General features: G+C 71.9%; 16 protein-coding genes. 4 read left to right on the plus strand and 12 right to left on the minus strand.

Annotated elements, in window-relative coordinates; translation table 11 throughout:
* Nucleotides 1–48: 48 nt before the first annotated feature.
* From hisS to ABZW17_RS30350, 8 genes are all read right to left on the minus strand, one after another.
* Nucleotides 49–1,338, minus strand: coding sequence for a histidine--tRNA ligase (gene hisS, locus ABZW17_RS30315; RefSeq protein WP_354821753.1), 1,290 nt, complete (start codon nt 1,336–1,338; stop codon nt 49–51).
* A gap of 34 nt (nt 1,339–1,372) precedes the next feature.
* Nucleotides 1,373–1,762, minus strand: coding sequence for a hypothetical protein (locus ABZW17_RS30320; protein ID WP_354821756.1), 390 nt, complete (start codon nt 1,760–1,762; stop codon nt 1,373–1,375).
* Between the two features lie 85 nt (nt 1,763–1,847).
* The gene (locus tag ABZW17_RS30325; protein ID WP_354821759.1) at nt 1,848–3,014 is read right to left on the minus strand and encodes an amidohydrolase family protein; all 1,167 of its coding nucleotides are present in this window, start codon (nt 3,012–3,014) and stop codon (nt 1,848–1,850) included.
* Between the two features lies 1 nt (nt 3,015).
* Nucleotides 3,016–4,140 (minus strand): MAB_1171c family putative transporter, encoded by a 1,125-nt coding sequence (locus ABZW17_RS30330; protein ID WP_354821762.1) that lies wholly within the window; start codon nt 4,138–4,140, stop codon nt 3,016–3,018.
* A complete protein-coding gene (locus tag ABZW17_RS30335; protein ID WP_354821765.1) occupies nt 4,137–4,658 on the minus strand; it encodes a hypothetical protein in 522 nt (173 codons plus the stop codon). Before ABZW17_RS30335 ends, ABZW17_RS30330 begins: the two co-directional genes overlap by 4 nt.
* Complete coding sequence (locus ABZW17_RS30340; RefSeq protein WP_354821768.1) at nt 4,655–5,059, minus strand: XRE family transcriptional regulator; 405 nt, start codon at nt 5,057–5,059, stop codon at nt 4,655–4,657. Before ABZW17_RS30340 ends, ABZW17_RS30335 begins: the two co-directional genes overlap by 4 nt.
* A 289-nt stretch (nt 5,060–5,348) precedes the next feature.
* Nucleotides 5,349–5,807: an NAD(P)H-dependent oxidoreductase gene (locus ABZW17_RS30345; RefSeq protein WP_354821771.1), complete on the minus strand. Its 459-nt coding sequence runs from the start codon at nt 5,805–5,807 to the stop codon at nt 5,349–5,351.
* Nucleotides 5,807–7,420, minus strand: a complete 1,614-nt coding sequence (locus tag ABZW17_RS30350; RefSeq protein ID WP_354821774.1) for a phospho-sugar mutase — start codon at nt 7,418–7,420, stop codon at nt 5,807–5,809. Before ABZW17_RS30350 ends, ABZW17_RS30345 begins: the two co-directional genes overlap by 1 nt.
* A gap of 30 nt (nt 7,421–7,450) precedes the next feature.
* Between ABZW17_RS30350 and ABZW17_RS30355 the strand changes: the two genes are divergently transcribed.
* Complete coding sequence (locus ABZW17_RS30355) at nt 7,451–8,611, plus strand: glycosyltransferase (protein WP_354821777.1); 1,161 nt, start codon at nt 7,451–7,453, stop codon at nt 8,609–8,611.
* A 60-nt stretch (nt 8,612–8,671) separates the two neighbouring features.
* Here the strand turns inward: ABZW17_RS30355 and ABZW17_RS30360 are convergent, their stop codons facing one another.
* The 3 genes from ABZW17_RS30360 to ABZW17_RS30370 are packed head-to-tail and all read right to left on the minus strand — an operon-like array spanning nt 8,672 to nt 10,823.
* Nucleotides 8,672–9,451, minus strand: coding sequence for a purine-nucleoside phosphorylase (locus tag ABZW17_RS30360; protein WP_354821780.1), 780 nt, complete (start codon nt 9,449–9,451; stop codon nt 8,672–8,674).
* Nucleotides 9,448–9,867: an ABA4-like family protein gene (locus ABZW17_RS30365; RefSeq protein WP_354821783.1), complete on the minus strand. Its 420-nt coding sequence runs from the start codon at nt 9,865–9,867 to the stop codon at nt 9,448–9,450. The genes ABZW17_RS30360 and ABZW17_RS30365 overlap by 4 nt, the downstream gene beginning before the upstream one ends.
* The gene (locus ABZW17_RS30370; RefSeq protein ID WP_354821786.1) at nt 9,864–10,823 is read right to left on the minus strand and encodes a hypothetical protein; all 960 of its coding nucleotides are present in this window, start codon (nt 10,821–10,823) and stop codon (nt 9,864–9,866) included. Before ABZW17_RS30370 ends, ABZW17_RS30365 begins: the two co-directional genes overlap by 4 nt.
* A 109-nt stretch (nt 10,824–10,932) precedes the next feature.
* On the opposite strand from ABZW17_RS30370, the gene ABZW17_RS30375 reads away from it, so the two are divergent.
* Nucleotides 10,933–11,583 (plus strand): MerR family transcriptional regulator, encoded by a 651-nt coding sequence (locus ABZW17_RS30375; protein ID WP_354821789.1) that lies wholly within the window; start codon nt 10,933–10,935, stop codon nt 11,581–11,583.
* Here the strand turns inward: ABZW17_RS30375 and ABZW17_RS30380 are convergent.
* Entirely contained in the window at nt 11,567–13,303 is a 1,737-nt protein-coding gene (locus tag ABZW17_RS30380; protein WP_354822039.1) for a serine/threonine-protein kinase, read from the minus strand. The genes ABZW17_RS30375 and ABZW17_RS30380 overlap by 17 nt on opposite strands.
* A gap of 152 nt (nt 13,304–13,455) precedes the next feature.
* Here ABZW17_RS30380 and ABZW17_RS30385 point away from each other — a divergent pair, with 152 nt between their 5' ends.
* Both ABZW17_RS30385 and scpA read left to right on the plus strand, forming a co-directional pair.
* Complete coding sequence (locus ABZW17_RS30385) at nt 13,456–15,291, plus strand: methylmalonyl-CoA mutase family protein (protein WP_354821792.1); 1,836 nt, start codon at nt 13,456–13,458, stop codon at nt 15,289–15,291.
* Nucleotides 15,288–17,456 carry a methylmalonyl-CoA mutase gene (gene scpA / locus ABZW17_RS30390; protein ID WP_354821795.1) on the plus strand — a complete coding sequence of 723 codons (2,169 nt, stop codon included), beginning with the start codon at nt 15,288–15,290 and terminating at the stop codon, nt 17,454–17,456. The genes ABZW17_RS30385 and scpA overlap by 4 nt, the downstream gene beginning before the upstream one ends.
* The last annotated feature ends 3 nt before the right edge of the window (nt 17,457–17,459 follow it).

The following is a 17,459-nucleotide window of genomic DNA, read 5'->3' on the forward strand; positions in this document are numbered from 1 at the left end:
CCTTCCGGCGCCCAGGATGCCCCGGACGCCGGAGGGGAGCGAACCGGTTTACGCCAGCAGCGCCCGCACGGCCGCGGGCGCGTCCGCGACCGCCACCGAGTTCTGCTCGCGCGTCGCCAGGCTCCGGACCGTCACGGTGCCCGCCGCCCAGTCCTCCTGGCCGACGATCACCACCGCGACCGCGCCCGCCTTGTCCGCGCGGGTCAGTTCCTTGCCCAGCTTGCGGTGCTCGATCGGCGTCGACGTCCGCAGGCCCGCGGTGCGCAGGGACGCCGCCACCGACCGGGCCGCGTCGTGGAGGTCCTCGGTCACCGGGATCACCATGACGTCGACCTCGTTGCGCGGGGCCGGGGTCAGGCCGTGCGTGTCGAGGAAGTCGATCAGCGTCACGTCGCCCATGCCGAACCCGATGCCCGGGATCTGCTGCGGCGTGAACATCGACGCCAGGTCGGCGTACCGCCCGCCGCCGAACAGGGCGCGGCGGTTCTCCGGCGAGGTGTCGAAGACCTCGAACACGGTCGACGTGTAGTACGCCAGCCCGCGCACGATCATCGGCTCGTACTTCACCAGGGATCCCGCGCTGCTCTGCAGGACGCGCACCAGGTTCGACTGCTCCCGCACCTCCGCCGGCAGCTCGTCGAGCAGCGCCTCGCCCGCGCCGAGCGTCTCCGCGAGCTTCTCGAACTGCTTGTCCGAAAGCCCGATCTCGGCGGCGTTCTCGGCCAGCTTCTCGCGGGGGTACTTCTCCCAGCGGTCGACCAGCGCGAACACCTGGCTCAGGTGGTCCTGCGACACCCCGGCGACGTCGGTGAGCGCCGAGGTCAGCAGGTTCCGGTCGTTGACGCGCAGCACGAACATGTCCGGCGTCGCACCCAGCGCGGCCATCAGGTCGTGCACCAGCTCGAAGATCTCGATCTCGCAGTTGGCGCTGTCCGAACCGAAGATGTCCGCGTTGATCTGCCAGTGCTCGCGGACGCGGCCGCGCTGCGGCGCCTCGTACCGGTGGCAGTTCGGGTGGCTGTACCAGCGCACCGGGAACGACAGCGACTTCGCGCTCCCGGCGATCATCCGCGCCACCGACGGCGTCATCTCCGGCCGCAGCGCCAGCCGCCGCCCGCCCTTGTCGGTCAGCGTGTACAGCTGCTTGTCGGCGAGCTCCTGACCGGACTTGCGTTCGTAGATCTCGGCCGGCTCGAGGATCGGGCCGTCGTAGCGGAGGAAACCGCGGCGCTCGAGGACGTCGTAGAGATGACCGAACACCTGGGTACGCACGGACATTTCGGCGGGCAGGAAGTCCCGGGTCCCCTTGTAGGGCGCGGTCGGCAGGTATTCAGGCACGTCACCAGCTTAACGACCGGCCGCATCCGGGTTTTCAGGGGAAGGCGACCCCGTACGCGGTGAGCAGCACGGCCGCGGCCAGCAGCACCGCGCCGGCGGACGTCACGCGGCCGCCGAGCCGGCCCCGGTTCGGGAGCAGGTGGAGGAAGAACCCACCGGACTGGGCGAGGATCCCGAACAGCAGCAGGAAGCAGGTGACCCACAACGCCGGGTCGGACAGCGTCGTGCGGCTCAGGATCTGCAGCGCGACCAGGGCGAGGACCAGCAGGACACCGGCGTGGGCGTGCCCGGCGCGGAACATCGCGCGCTGGTGCTCGGTGAGCTTCCGGTCGCGCAGGACGCCCATCAGCGCGTAGCCGCCGTACATCACGGTCGGCAGCGAGACCAGGGCGATCACCGTGAACAGCTGGGTCGGTCCGTGCATCGGGGAGCTCCTTCGAGATGGGTAGCGCGACTGTAACACTGTTTTAAAACGCTGTCACCAAAGTGGGCATTCCCCGATCGGGGACCTAGGCCGGACGGCCCTGCGCGAGCACCAGCAGGGGGTTCCGGAGCGGGGCCAGCGACGCGAGCGGGTCACCTTCGACGACCAGGACGTCCGCCGAAAGCCCGGCTTCGAGCCGTCCCGTGACGTTGCCCAGACCCAGCCCGGCCGCGCTGTCCTCGGTCGCGATCTCCAGGATCCGGCGCCGCGGGAAACCGAGCCATTCGTACAGCTCCAGCGCGCCGACCGGGTCGTCGAACACCGAGCCGGGCAGGCCCGCGTCGGTCCCGGACAGCAGGCGGACGCCGTGCTCCTCCAGCCACGGCAGGCGCCCGTACATCGCCTGGGCGACGTCGTCGCCGAGCTTCTCGACGATCACGCGCCAGTTGCGGCTGCTCGTCGAGCACGCCGAAATCCCGTCGGCCGCCATCCGCTTGGCCACGTGCTCGCGGCGGTCGAACGACTTCGGGCCGGTCAGGAAGCTGCAGTGCTCGACCGTCGACACCCCGGCCTCGACGGCGGCCTCGATCGCGTCGGCGCCGTGGGCGTGCGCGGCCACCGGCAGCCCGTGCGACGCCGCGTGCGCGACGACCACCGACAGCTGGCGGGCGTCGAACTGCGACTCCCACATGTCCGCGCCGCCCTCGGTGATCTGGCCGCCGCTGGCCATCACCTTGATCACGTCGGCGCCCGCGGCCGCGTTCGCGTCGATCAGCGCGCGGATTTCGCCGTCGGAGGCCGTTTCCCCGCCGAAGAAGTGGCAGTGACCGCCCGGCACGGTGATCGGCGGGCCGGACACCAGCAGCCGCGGCGCCGCCGACCCTTCGAACGAGCGCCGGACGGCCGCGCCGAGGTGCCCGCGGTCGCCGAGGTCCCGCACGGTCGTGACGCCGCTGCGCAGCATCGCCGTGAGCCGCGAGCGTGCGCCGCCCAGGAGGTCGTCGCTCTCGGAAAAGTGCGCCAGCATCTCGCGGGAGGCGTCGAACGCCAGGTGCACGTGGACGTTGCACAGCCCGGCCAGTGCGGTCCCGGTGGGGAAGTCGTGCCGGACCGCGTCCGGCGCGGCCTGCGCGACGACGTCCGCGCGCGGCCCGGCCGCGACGATCACGCCGTCGCGCACCAGCACGGCGCCGTCGTCGACGGGGGTGGCAGGCCGCGGCAGGACCCGGCCGGCGGTGATCAAGGTGTCCACGTCACGTCCCGTTCTCCATCGCGGCCGACAGCGCGAGCAGCGGCCGGACGTCGGATTCGAGGTCGTCCGCCCCGGCGGGGAGGACCTGTTTCGCACGGCCGTCGCTGGCCTCGCCGGCCGCGTGCCGCGCCAGCGCCGCCTTCAACGCGGCCGCCGCGGCCCCGGGATCGGTGGCGACGACGTCGCCGAAGTCCGCGTCCAGGTACGGCGACAGCTGCACCAGGCCGTCCCGGATCTCGATCACCCGGCGGTAGTGCACCCGGTGCACGCCGCGCGGGGACAGCCGGTCGCCCCGCCGCGGCGGCGTCCGCAGCACGATGCTCGGGAACGCCCGGACCAGGACCGTCCACAAGGGAGCCAGGGCCCGGTGCTCCCGCTGGTGCTGGCGGCGGCGCCGCAACGCCGACACCCGCGCCCGCAGCCCGGGGTAGGTGACGCCGACGAGGAACAGCATCCCGCCGACGATGACGAACGGCACGCCCAGCAGGAGCAGGGCCTTCACGACCGGCCCGAACACCCACGCGACCACGATGTACAGCGCGCGGAAGATGCTGCCGGCGGCCGCGCCGGCCATGCCGATCGCGCTCAGCCGCAGGCCGATCCGCAGGTTCCGGTCGGCCACCCGCTGGTACCGCACGATCCAGGCGGTGCAGGCGACGAGGCCGTAGATCAGGTAGAGCCCGGCGCCGAGGTAGAACACCGCGACGCGGCTGTCGTGGATCGTCGAGGGCCCCAGCGGCAGGCCCCGCAGCTCCGGCGGGGTCAGGCTCATCGTGACGACCATCAGCGCGATCGCCGCGGCCAGCGGCACCAGCTCCAGCGTCACCCGCCGGTAGCGCCGCGGGCCCAGCGCCGAGCCGAGGAAGAAGACCAGCAGCGCGCAGATGCCGCACGCCAGCAGGGCGTTGTTCGCCACCCGCGCCGCGCCGCGGCCGAACAGCGCGTCCACCTCGTCGGAGATCACGGTCTGCTGCAGCAGGAACGCCGCCGCGAAGCCGGCGACGCACGCGGTGACGGCCCAGTTCGGCACCGTCGGCGCGCGCGTCACCTGGTAGATCCGCCACGCCAGTGCGGCGCCGAACAGCAGCAGGGCCAGCAGGTTGACCGGGCTGAAAAGCGTGCTCACAACCACCCTTGGTGATCGCCGAGCGCCCCCTGGATCCGGCGAAGATCCCGGTCAGCGGCGCGCCGGGGGATCGTGTAGTTCAGGACCGACGCCCATTCGAGGATGATCGTCGCGACCGTTTCGGCTTCCCACTCGTGCGCGTCATCGTAGGACGAGCGGCGCAGGGCGCGGTGTACGGCATCCGGGTCGAGATCGGCCGCCGGCCCGCGCAGGAAGTCCGCCGGCTCGGCGTCACCGTGCGGGTGGTGGTCGGCCAGCATGTGGCCGAGCTCGTGCAGGATGATGTGGTCCTGGTGGGGTTTCGTCGTTTCGGCCTGGTAGAAGATGTAGTCCGCGGACGACGTCGCGATCCAGCAGCCGAACGGCCCGGGCACCTCCAGCGGGTACGCCAGCAGCCGGATCGGCTTCCCGCGCCGCTCGCCCAGCCGCGCGCACAGCACCTCGACGTCCAGCGGCGGCCCGATGTCGAGGTCCTTGAGCAGTTTCCGGCAGCGGCGGCGCAGCTCGCGCTCCTTCATCGCGGCGCGTCCTCCGGGTTCCGGCCTTCGCGCTCGGCCCGCTCGTAGCGCTCGACGAGCTCCAGCAGGTCCATCACCTGCCGACGGCCCTGCGGGGACAGCTCCTGGGCCCGCATCGCCATCAGCTGGGCCTCACCCGCGGGCACCGCGGCCGCCTCTTCGTCGAAGAAGTACGTCACCGGCACGCCGAACAGCCTCGCCAGCGCTTCGACGTAGTGGATCTTCGGGTTGACCCGCTTGCCCGTGGCGAGTTGCTGCAGGTACGCGGGCGACATCGCCGGGCCGCCCGCGCGCTCGACGGCGGCGGAGATCTCCCGGTAGCTGTGCGGTGCCCGGCCGTCCACGCGTGCGGCCTCGATCAGGGCGCTCAGGCGCTCCGCGAAGGTGCGTTCCCGTGCCATCTCCACCCCCTGGGAATCCAGCCGCGGAAATTCTAACCGCAAACCACTGTACGCACTTGTTGACAGCCGTCGTATGCAGTGGTTTACAGTTGGCTCGCCTCTCGCCCTGGCTCTCCGTGCCCTGGGGGTGCACGGATCGGTCAAGGCGAGAGGTTGTCGTGCCTTCGACTCGTCATGATCGGCCGTCTGTAGTACGCTTCGGGGGCCAAGGTTGATCGCCCTCGTGCGAACCCTTGGCCACGGCCTGTTGCCGGAGGTCGACCCCCAGGGCTTCCGGTGACAGGCCCCTTTAATTTCCGGACATCAGGGACGCGGCCAGCGTCGCGCCCAGTTCGGTACACGCTTCCAGCGTCGCTTTGTCCGGTTCACCTGTTGTGATGACGGGTTCTGCCGTTTTTGTCCAGGACAAGCCGGTTGTGATGGCGAGCAGCTGGCGTTCCGTGCCCGAAGTGTCGCTGTTGCCGTGAATCCAGTACCCGAAAGAGCGACCGCGCGTCGCGTCCAGACACGGGTAGTAAATCGTGTCGAAGAAGTGCTTCAGCGCACCGCTCATGCTGCCCAGGTTCGCCGGCGTGCCCAGCAGGTAGCCGTCCGCGGCCAGGACGTCGGGGACGGTGGCCGCCAAGGCCGCGCGGCGGACCACCTCCACCCCTTCGATGTCCGGATGCGTTGCGCCCGCCACCACCGCCTCGAACAACGCCTGCGTCGACGGCGACGGCGTGTGGTGCACGATCAGCAGCCGCGCCATCAGGCCAGCAGTTCCTCGACGTCCGCCCGCAACGCCGTCAGCCGCTCCTGCGCCGCTTCGCGCGCGCTGTCCACGACCTGCAGGTACGCCTTCAGCTTCGGCTCGGTCCCCGACGGCCGGACGACCACCCGCACGCCTTCGCCGGTCAGGCGCACGACGTCGGCGTCCGGCAGCAGGTCTTCGAGGGTGACCTCGACGCCGCCGAGCCGGGCCGGCGGGGTCGCCCGCACCTTCGCCATCAGCTGCCCGCGCACCGCCAGATCGGTGACCCGCAGCGAAACCTGGTCGGTCAGGTGGACGCCGTGGCGCCGCGACAGCTCGTCGAGCACGTCCAGCGGCGTGCGGCCCCGCGCCTTCAGCTGCGCGGCCAGTCCCGCGGCCAGCGTCGCGGCGGCGATGCCGTCCTTGTCGCGCACGAAACCCGGGTTCACGCACAGGCCGAGCGCTTCTTCGTAGGCGAACACCAGCCCTTCGCCCGCCCGCACCAGCCACTTGAACCCGGTCAGCGTCTCGGCGTACCGGGCGCCTTCGGCCTTCGCGATTTCGCCGAGCATCGACGACGACACGATCGTGGTGGCCACCAGCGGGTCCGGCAGCACCGTGCGGTCCACTGTGGACAAGACGTGCGAGCCGAGCAGCACGCCGGTTTCGTCGCCGCGCAGCATCCGCCACCGCCCGTCCCGCTCGCGCACACCCAGCGCACAGCGGTCGGCGTCGGGGTCGAGCGCGATCGCCAGGTCGGCGTCCACTTCGGACGCCAGCTCGAGCAGCAGGTCGGTCGCGCCCGGCTCTTCCGGGTTCGGGAACGACACCGTGGGGAAGTCGGGGTCCGGCGACGCCTGCGCGTCCACCAGGTGCAGGTCGGTGAACCCGGCCCGCTCGAACGTCGCCCGCAGCGTGTCGGCGCCGACGCCGTGCAACGCCGTCGCGGCCACGCGCACCGCGCGCTCGGACCCCATCGGCAGCGTCGCGACCTCGTCGAGGTAGCGGTCCAGCAGGTCGACGACCTCGGCACCGGGCGCCCGCGGCACGCTGACCGCGGCGGGCGCGGCCTGGATGGCCCGCTCGATCTCGCCGTCGGACGGCGGCACGATCTGCCCGCCCGTGGCGTCGTAGAGCTTGTAGCCGTTGTCGGCCGGCGGGTTGTGCGACGCGGTGATCTGGATGCCGGCCACCGCGCCGAGCCGCCCGACGGCGAAGGCGAGCACCGGCGTCGGCAGCGGCCGGGGGAACACCTTGACGTCGAACCCGGCCGCGGTCAGCACTTCGGCCGCCGCGGTCGCAAAAGCTTCCGAGCCGTGGCGCGCGTCACGTCCGACGACGACCAGCGCACCCGCGTGCCCGTGCGCCTTCAGCCACTCCGCGACCCCGGCGGTGGTGCGGGTGACGACGGCCACGTTCATCCCGTTCGGCCCCGCGCGCACCGGGCCGCGCAGCCCGGCGGTGCCGAACTCCAGCGGCCCGGCCATCCGGTCGGCGAGGTCTTCGGCGGCCCCGGGTTCGCCGCCCAGCGCCTTCGCCAGCACAGCCTGCAGTTCGGCGCGCGTGCGGTCGTCCGGATCGTCGGCGATCCAGCGGAAAGCGGCCTCGCGCAAGGTGGAATCGGTCGTCACCGGGCCAGCCTACGGGCTATGGTCGGGTAGGTGCGCTTACTCTTCACCTCTCTGGGGTCCTTCGGCCACACCTTCCCGCTCGTCCCGCTGGCGGTCGCCGCGCGCGAGGCGGGCCACGACGTCACCTTCGCCACCTCGGAAGACTTCCTGCCACAGCTGACGAAAGCCGGCCTCGAAACGGCGGCCGCCGGGCTCGCCATCAAGGACGCCTTCGGCCAGGCGTTCGCCGGATCGGGTCCGCCCGGCCCGCGCCGCCCGGCCGGCGACATCCCGCGCGAAGAGCTGTTCCCGGTCGTCGCGAAGGTGTTCGGCGAACTGATGCCCAAGCGGTTCCTCGCCGACCTGCTGCCGCTGTTCGACCACGTCCGGCCCGACCTGGTGGTGAGCGAGGCGGGCAATTCGGGCGGCGCGTTCGCCGCCATGAAGGCGGGCATCCCGGTGGTGGCCCACGGTTTCGGCCGCGTGTCGACCGGCGACCCGATGACCACGCAGATCCGGGACGCGATCCGCGAACACGGCGCTTCGCTGGGCATCGAAATCGGCGAGGACCTGGCGTTCGGCGGCCCGTTCGTCGACATCTGCCCGGAATCGGTGCAGGACACCGGTTTCCTGGCGCGCACCCGCCGGGTGCCGCTGCGCCCGGTCGGCTGGAGCGAGCCGGGCGAGCTGCCGCCGGGCGTGCTGGACAAGCGGCGTCCGCTGGTCTACCTGACGCTGGGCACGGCGATGGGGCACGCGGGCGTGCTCACCGAGGCGATCGCCGGCCTGTCCGGGCTGGACGTCGACGTCCTGGTCGCCACCGGCCCGTCGCTGCCGGAGGACGCGCTGGGCGAGGTCCCGGAGAACGTCCGGCTCGAGGCGTGGGTCCCGCAGGCGGCGCTGCTCCCGCACGTCGACCTGGTGGTCCACCACGGCGGCAGCGGCACGACGCTCGGCGCGTTCGGCGCGGCTCTGCCCCAGCTGCTGATGCCGCAGGGCGCGGACCAGTTCACCAACGCCGACGCGGTGGTCGCGGCCGGCGTCGGCGACCGCCTGCTCGGCACCGAGGTCACCGCCGAGGCCGTGGCGGCCAAGGCGCGTCACCTGCTCACGGACACCGCGGTCCGCGACGCGGCCGACGCCCTGGCCACCGAGGTCGCGGCCATGCCGTCCCCGGCCGAGGTGGCCGCGCAACTCTCCACCCTGGTCTGAGTTCCGGCTTCGAGCACGCGGGTTCCGGCTTGAACCACCTGGTTCAAGCCGGAACCCGGGTCAGGCGCGGGTGACGAGGTCCCGCAGCAGGGAGCCCATCTGGGTGGCGGCCGCGCGGCCCGCTTCCAGGACTTCCTCGTGGTTGAGCGGCTCGCCGGTCATGCCCGCGGCCAGGTTCGTCACCAGGGACAGGCCGAAGACCTCGACACCGGCCGCGCGGGCGGCGATGGCCTCCAGGACCGTCGACATGCCGACCAGGTCCGCGCCCAGCGTGCGCAGCATCCGGATCTCCGCCGGCGTCTCGAAGTGCGGCCCCACCAGGCCCGCGTAGACGCCCTCTTCGAGCGACGGGTCGATCTCCCGCGCGATCTTGCGCAGCCGGGCCGAGTACAGGTCCGTCAGGTCGACGAAGTTCGCGCCGACGATCGGGGAGCGCGCGGTCAGGTTCAGGTGGTCCGAAATCAGCACCGGCTGACCCACCCGGAAGCCTTCGCGCAGGCCGCCTGCCGCGTTCGTCAGCAGCACCGTCCGGACGCCGGCCGCCGCCGCGGTGCGCACGTTGTGCACCACCGGGTCGATGCCCTTGCCCTCGTAGAAGTGCGTGCGCCCGAGCATGACCAGGACGTTCTTGTCCCCGATCTTCAGCGAGCGGATGGTGCCGCCGTGGCCCACCGCGCCGGGCGTGGTGAAGCCGGGCAGTTCGGCGAACGGGATCTCCGTCTCGCACTCCCCGATGACGTCCGCCGCCGGGCGCCAGCCCGACCCCAGGACCACCGCGATGTCGTGCGCGTCAACGCCGGTGCGCTTGGCGATGGCGCTCGCGGCTTCGTGTTCACTCATGCGAGGGAGCGTAACCGGACGGCCCGGACCACGAGGAACACGACCAGTCCGAACGGGGACAGGAAGATCGTCAGCAGCAGGATCGGGCTGACGATCCACGGCGAGATCCCGCGCGCCCGGCCTTCGAAGTACATCCACCGCGCGATGAACAGGTCGAACGCGATCAGGTGCGCCCAGACGAGCCCGGCGCCCCACGGCGTGGCCAGCAGCGTCTGCAGGACGCCGAGGTCGGGCCGGAGCATCGCCCGCCCCCACTCGCCGAAGTGCGGCAGCACCAGCGCGAAGTAGCAGACCAGCGGCAGCAGGGGCACCCACGGCGAGGCCATGATCCGCTCGGTCCACCGCCACTTCGGCGCCAGGATCATCAGCGCCCAGAACGGCGCGGCCAGCGGGAACGCCAGGGAGAACAGCGTCATCGGACCGCCGTCCGCTCCGGCGCCCGGACGACGGCCAGCGCACCCAGCCCGACCGCCGCGACCAGCAGCGCGAACGCCCACAGCGTCACCGCGTCCGGGTGCACGATCGACTGCGCCCGCAGCGCCTGCCAGGTGACCAGCGCGGTCAGCCCGGCGTACCCGGCCGCGCCGACGAGGACCAGCCGCGCGCGGACGACGTCGTCGCGCAGCCGCGGGAAACGCCGGGCCAGGGCGGCCAGCGCGATGGCGAGCAGCGGCAGGACCTGCAGCGCGTGCATCCCGACGAAGTGCGGGATCCGCAGGTCGCCCGCCACCGTGCTCCAGCCGAGCAGGGGCAGGCCGGGGCCGCCGTCGGCGAGCCCGACGGTGTGCGCGCCGACCATCGTCGGCGCCGAACCGGTCTTCCACTGCGCGAGCTGCTGCGCGGTCGGCGACGTCATCAGGATGCCGAGCGTGATCCCGGCCAGCGACAGCACGGCCCCGGTGCGCACCGCCCAGAAGCTCGCCCGGTCCCGGAGTTTCGTGAACATCACCAGCACGGTCAGCGCCAGCGTCGCGACCCACAGACCCATGATCATCTTGCCCATCACGTTGTAGATCAGGGTGTCCTGCGGGGTGGCGTTGTTGAAGTGGCTGGCGTGGCCACGCGCGGCCTGGAACACGAGGAGAACGTACTCGGCGGCGAAGATCAGGACGAGCAGGTTCGTCAGCAGGCCCGCCGTGCGCCGGAACCGCGGCAGCAGCGAGACGAGCCAGCTCCAGGTGGCGAAGTAGAGCGCCCCGGACACGGCGAACTTGACCGGCTTGGCCCAGATCGGCGCACCCGCCAGGGTCCGCTGGTCGACGGCGAGGGCGGCGAGCCCCAGCAGTGCCACCACGCCCAGTACGGCGGCCGCGACCGCGGACGGCCGGTGCCAGGAGGTCGTTCTGCTCCGGAGATCGGCGAGAATGGTCATGGTTCCCTCCCAGAATGGATAGTCAAGCTCTCCGTTATGGGAAGTTAAGCTATCCATGCTGAGAAGTCTTCAGGGTTGTCCCGGAGACGACCCCGGGACATTGGAGCGGATGCGAATGCGGATGGCCGAACTGAGCGATCGGTCGGGGGTGCCGGTCGCGACCGTCAAGTACTACCTGCGCGAGGGCCTGCTCCCGCCCGGCGAGCGGACCAGCCCGAACCAGGCGCGGTACTCGGCGGCGCACGTCCAGCGGCTGCGGCTGATCAAGGCGCTCACCGACGTCGGCGGGCTGCCGCTGGCCTCGGTCGGCGCCGTGCTGGCCGCGATCGACGGCGACGAGACCCCGCACAGCACGATGGGCGTCGTCCAGGAAGAGCTGGCCGGTGTCGCGCCGAAGGTGTCCGAGGAAGCCGCGGCGTGGGCGTCCGGGCTGCTCGAGGAGGTCGTCCGGGAGAACGGCTGGAAGTGGCACGAACCGGGCGGCGCGGCGATGGACAACCTCGTCGCCGCGCTGGCCACGGCGAAGGAGCTCGGGCAGGACAAGCTGACCGAACGGCTCGGCGAGTACGCCCGGCTGGCGGTGCGCGTCGCGGAGGTCGACGTCGGCGTGGTGGCCGGCCTGGCTTCGGTGGACAAGATCATCGAGGCCGGCGTGGTCGCCACCGTGCTCGGCGACCGGATCTTCGCCGGCCTGCGGCACCTCGCCCAGGAGCAGGTGTCCCGCGAGGTGCTCGGCGGCGGCGCTAGTCCGAAACGCTGAGCGTCCTGGCGACGCGGTCGAAGACGTCCTGGCCCGAGCTCTCCTGCTCGGCCGGCACGGTGACGGACAGCAGCCACAGGCTCGTGCCCGCCTGGATCAGGTTCATGAACGTCACGCGGGTGCCGCCGCCCCCGCTTTCGGGCAGCGCGCCGCCCTCGGCGAGGCGGTAGGTCAGGGTCGAGCCCTTGCCGTCCGGCAACGGCGACGGCCCGAAGAGGGCGAACGCGTTGCCCGGGTAGGACCCCTTCAGCCAGGCGATGTACTCGCCGTCGTCGGGGAACTGGGCGAAGTACTTGGCCAGCCGTTCGACCCGCAGCGAGCGGCGGCCGTCGGGCGAGACGTACTGCACGGCCGTGCTCGCCCCGAACTTCGTGGTCGTGTGCGGGGCGACGAACTTCTCCCACCCCTGCGGCACGGCGAGCCCGAACTGCCCGCCGTTGCCGGTCGCGTAGCTCGCGTCGCCGGACTGCTGCACCAGCGACGGCGGCGGCACGTCGGTGGGGCCGTTCGACGTGCTCCGCGGGGCGGCGGCCGGCGGGAACAGCGGCTGGCCGCCGACCGTCCTGGCCAGCGCGAACCCGCCGCCGGCGGCGAGCAGGAAGAGCAGGATCGCCACCGCGACGAGGACCGCGGTGGCCGTGCCGCTGCGGCGGCCCACCCGCGGCGGCGGGACGAACACCGTCGGCGCGTTCGTGGCCGAGGCCGGCGCGGGAGCCGGGGCCGGGGCCGGCGGCCGCAGGAACGGCAGCGGGCCGGGATCGGTGGCGAGCTCGCTGCTCGACCCCTCGGCCTTCTTCTCCGCCTTCGCCTTGTCGGGCAGGACGGTCTTGATCACCTGCGTGTCGGTCGCGTCCGGCTGCGCGGACGTCTTCTTGCCGTCCGGGGTGTGGAACAGCTCGGGCCCGAACAGGTCGAGCGGCGTCTTCGTCTGCAGCGGGTACAGCCGGTGCCGGACCTCCCGCAGCGTGATCCGGCGGCCCGGCTCCTTCGTCATCAGCGCGCTGATGACTTCGGCGAGCGGGCCGGCCTTCGGCTTGGGCACCTTCCCGTTGACGACCTTGCCGACCGTCTCCAGCGGGTCGCCGTCGGCGTCGTACGGCGGCGCGCCCTCGACCGCGGCGAACAGCGTCGCGCCGAGGCCCCAGAGGTCCGCGGCCGGCGTGACCGCGCCGCCCGAGGCCACCTCCGGCGCGATGTAGGCGGGCGAGCCGAGCATGATCCCGGTGCGGGTCATGGTCGCCTCGGAGACGTTGCGGGCGATGCCGAAGTCGGTCAGCTTGATCCGGCCGTCACTGGCCACCAGGACGTTGCCCGGCTTGACGTCACGGTGGGTGATGCCGGCGGCGTGCGCGGCCTCCAGCGCGGACGCCACGGCGATGCCGACCGCGGCGGCCTGCCCGACGGTCAGCGGCCCGTGGTCGCGCAGGATGTGCGCCAGGCTGCGCGAGGGCAGCAGCTCCATCACCACGAACGGCTGGTCGTCCTCGCGGGCGACGTCGTGCAGGATGATCACGTTCGGGTGGGAGAGGACGGCGATCGCGCGGGCCTCACGCAGCGTGCGCTCCCGCAGCTCGTCCGCCTGCGACGCCGGGATGCCCGGCGGGACCTTCATCTCCTTGACGGCCACCTGCCGGTGCAGGAACTCGTCGTAGGCCGACCAGACGGTGCCCATCGACCCGGAGCCGAGCACCGAACGCAGCCGGTAGCGACCGGCGACCACTCGTGTCTCTTCGCTGGAGGGGGGCACGGGGCAATTGTGGCGTACGCGACCGGCCGTCTCGACGCAGCGTGCGCGTTCACACCCCTGACCCTGCCCCTAGCGCGACCAGACTCACAGGTCGAGCGCGGCGAGTGCCTCTACCATCACAGGTTATGACTGATGTGGCCGGTCCGGAGTCAGTGCCGATCTCCGAACTCGACCTGGCGGCCGAGTTCCCGCAGGCGACGCGCGAGCAGTGGCAGGAGCTGGTCGCGGGCGTGCTGCGCAAGAGCGGGAAGCTGCCGGAGGACTTCGCGGGCGCCCCGGAGGGCAAGCTCGTCACGCGGACCTACGACGGGATCGAGATCCAGCCGCTGTACACGGCCGAAGACGTCGCCGGTGACATCGGCTTCCCCGGGCTGCCGCCGTACGTGCGCGGCGCGCGCCCGGACGGTCAGGTCGGCACCGGCTGGGACGTCCGGGCCCGGTTCACCGGCGACGACGGCCGCGCGGTCAACAAGGCGATCCTGGCCGACCTCGAAGGCGGCGTGACGTCGATCTGGCTGTCGGTCCCGCCCGCGGCCCTGGCGGACGCGCTGAACGAGGTCTACCTCGACCTGGCGCCGGTGGTCCTGGACGCGGGTGACTCGCACGAAGCGGCCGCCTCCTCGCTGTTCGAGCTGTTCGACGAGCGCGAGATCCCGGCGAGCGAAGCCACCGCCGTCCTGGGCGCCGACCCGATCGGGCTGGCGGCCCGTTCCGGCGCCGCCGTGGCGCTGGAACCGGCGGCCGCGCTCGCCGTGCGTGTCGCCGGGAAGTACCCGAAAGTGCGGACGATCGTCGTCGACGGACTGCCGTTCCACGAAGCGGGCGGGTCGGACGCGCAGGAGCTGGGCGCTTTGGTGGCCGCCGGCGTCACGTACCTGCGTGCGCTGACCGACGCCGGGCTCGACATCGAGGCCGCGGCCGGGCAGCTGGAGTTCCGGCTCGCCGCGACCGCCGACCAGTTCTCCACCATCGCGAAGCTGCGCGCGGCCCGCCGCCTGTGGGCGCGCGTCGCCGAGGTCTGCGGCTTCACCTCGCCGATGCGCCAGCACGCCGTGACGTCGCCGGCCATGCTGACCAGGCGCGATCCGTGGGTGAACATGCTGCGCACGACTGTGGCCTGCTTCGGCGCGGGTGTCGGCGGCGCGGACGCGGTCACCGTGCTGCCGTTCGACGCGGCGATCGGGCGGCCTGACGCCTTCTCCGCGCGGATCGCCCGCAACACCCACGCCGTGCTGCTGGAGGAGTCCAAGCTGGCCGGCGTCGCCGACCCGGCGGGCGGCTCGTGGTACGTCGAGAAGCTCACCGACGACCTCGCGCACGCCGCCTGGGCCGAGTTCACCGCCATCGAAGGTGAAGGCGGCGTGGTGGCTTCACTGGCCTCCGGTGCGCTGGCCTCGCGATTGGCGGCGACGTGGGAGAAGCGCGCTTCGCGGATCGCGACCCGGCGTGACCCGCTCACCGGCGTCAGCGAGTTCCCTAACCTGGCCGAGAAGCCGGTGGTGCGGGAGCCGGTGGCGTCCACTGTGGAGGGTGGGTTGCCGCGGCACCGATACGCCGAAGGCTTCGAAGCCCTTCGCGACGCTTCGGACGCGTACCTCGCTTCGCACGGCTCGCGGCCGAAGATCTTCCTGGCCACGCTCGGCTCGGTCGCCGCGCACACCACGCGGGCCGGGTTCGCCGCCAACCTGTTCCAGGCGGGCGGGATCGAGGCCGTCAACCCGGGCGCGACCGACGACCTGCCCGCCGCGTTCCGCGCGTCCGGCGCGCGCATCGCCTGCATCTGCGGCACCGACGACGCCTACGCGGCCCAGGCGGCCGAAGTCGCCGCGTCGCTGGGCGCCGAACACGTCCTGCTCGCGGGGAAGGGCACCTACGACGGCGTGTCCGGGAACGTCTTCGCCGGCTGCGACGCCCTGGAAGTCCTCAACGGCCTGCACGCCAAGCTGGGAGTCACGCGATGAGCATCCCGAACTTCGCCGGTCTCGACCTCGGCACGCCGTCGCCGGGCGACCGCGACGCGTGGGCACGCGCGGTGGAGGACGCCACCGGCAAGGGCCCGGACGCCCTGGCCTGGGAGACGCCCGAGGGCATCGGCGTCAAGCCGGTCTACACCACCGCCGATCTGTCCGACGTGGACTTCCTCGGCACGTACCCCGGCATCGCGCCCTTCCTGCGCGGGCCGTACCCGACGATGTACGTCAACCAGCCGTGGACCATCCGCCAGTACGCCGGGTTCTCCACCGCCGAGGAGTCCAACGCGTTCTACCGGCGCAACCTCGCCGCCGGGCAGAAGGGCCTCTCGGTCGCCTTCGACCTGGCCACCCACCGCGGCTACGACTCCGACCACCCGCGCGTGTCGGGTGACGTCGGCATGGCGGGCGTGGCGATCGACTCCATCTACGACATGCGCCAGCTCTTCGACGGCATCCCCCTAGATAAAATGAGCGTGTCCATGACGATGAATGGGGCAGTACTTCCAGTACTGGCGCTGTACGTCGTCGCGGCGGAAGAACAGGGCGTCAAACCGGAGCAGCTCGCGGGGACCATCCAGAACGACATCCTCAAGGAGTTCATGGTCCGCAACACCTACATCTACCCGCCGCAGCCGTCGATGCGGATCATCTCCGACATCTTTTCGTTCACCTCGCAGCACATGCCGAAGTACAACTCGATCTCCATCTCCGGCTACCACATGCAGGAAGCCGGCGCGACGGCCGACCTCGAGCTGGCGTACACGCTCGCGGACGGCGTCGAATACATCCGATCGGGTGTCGCCGCGGGGCTGAGCGTGGACAAGTTCGCGCCGCGGCTGTCCTTCTTCTGGGCGATCGGCATGAACTTCTTCATGGAGGTCGCGAAGCTGCGCGCGGCGCGTCTGCTGTGGGCGAAGCTCGTGAAGGGCTTCAACCCTTCGTCGTCGAAGTCGCTTTCGCTGCGTACGCACTCCCAGACGTCCGGCTGGTCGCTGACCGCGCAGGACGTCTACAACAACGTCGTCCGCACCTGCGTCGAAGCGATGGCCGCGACCCAGGGGCACACGCAGTCGCTGCACACGAACGCCCTCGACGAGGCCCTCGCGCTGCCGACCGACTTCTCCGCGCGGATCGCCCGCAACACGCAGCTGCTGCTGCAGCAGGAGTCCGGCACCACGCGCGTGATCGACCCGTGGGGCGGTTCTGCCTTCGTCGAGAAGCTGACCTACGACCTCGCGCGCAAGGCTTGGGGGCACATCAGCGAGGTCGAGCAGGCCGGCGGGATGGCCCGCGCGATCGACGCCGGTATCCCCAAGCTGCGCATCGAGGAGGCCGCCGCGCGCACCCAGGCGCGCATCGACTCCGGGCGGCAGCCGGTGATCGGCGTCAACAAGTACCAGGTCACCGACGACGAAGAGATCGACGTCCTCAAGGTCGACAACGCCGGCGTCCGCGCGCAGCAGCTCGAAAAGCTGCGGCGGCTGCGGTCCGAACGCGACGCTCCGGCGACCGAAGACGCGTTGCGGCGGCTCACCGAGGGCGCCGGGAACGGCGGCAACCTCCTGGAGCTGGCCATCGACGCCGCCCGGGCGAAGGCCACGGTCGGTGAGATCTCCGACGCGCTCGAGAAGCTCTGGGGACGACACTCCGGCCAGATCCGGACCATCTCGGGTGTCTACCGCGAGGAGGTGGGGAAGACGCAGAACGTCGAGAAGGCCCGTGCGCTGGTCGAGGAGTTCGCCGCCGAGGAGGGCCGCCGTCCCCGCATCCTGGTCGCGAAGATGGGCCAGGACGGCCACGACCGCGGCCAGAAGGTGATCGCCACCGGCTTCGCCGACCTCGGCTTCGACGTCGACGTCGGCCCGCTGTTCTCCACCCCGGCCGAGGTCGCGCGGCAGGCGATCGAGGCGGACGTGCACGTCGTCGGCGTCTCGTCGCTGGCCGCCGGGCACCTCTCGCTGGTGCCCGCGCTGCGCCACGAGCTCGCCGAGCTGGGGCGCGAGGACATCATGGTCGTCGTCGGCGGCGTCATCCCGCCGCAGGACTACCCGGCGCTGCGCGAGGCCGGGGCGGCCGCGATCTTCGGGCCCGGCACGGTGCTCGCGGACGCGGCCATCGACCTGCTCGGCCAGCTGTCCGCGCAGGAGTCCTGACCC

Origin of the sequence: Amycolatopsis sp. NPDC004625, assembly GCF_040609695.1 — a bacterium.
GTDB lineage: Bacteria > Actinomycetota > Actinomycetes > Mycobacteriales > Pseudonocardiaceae > Amycolatopsis.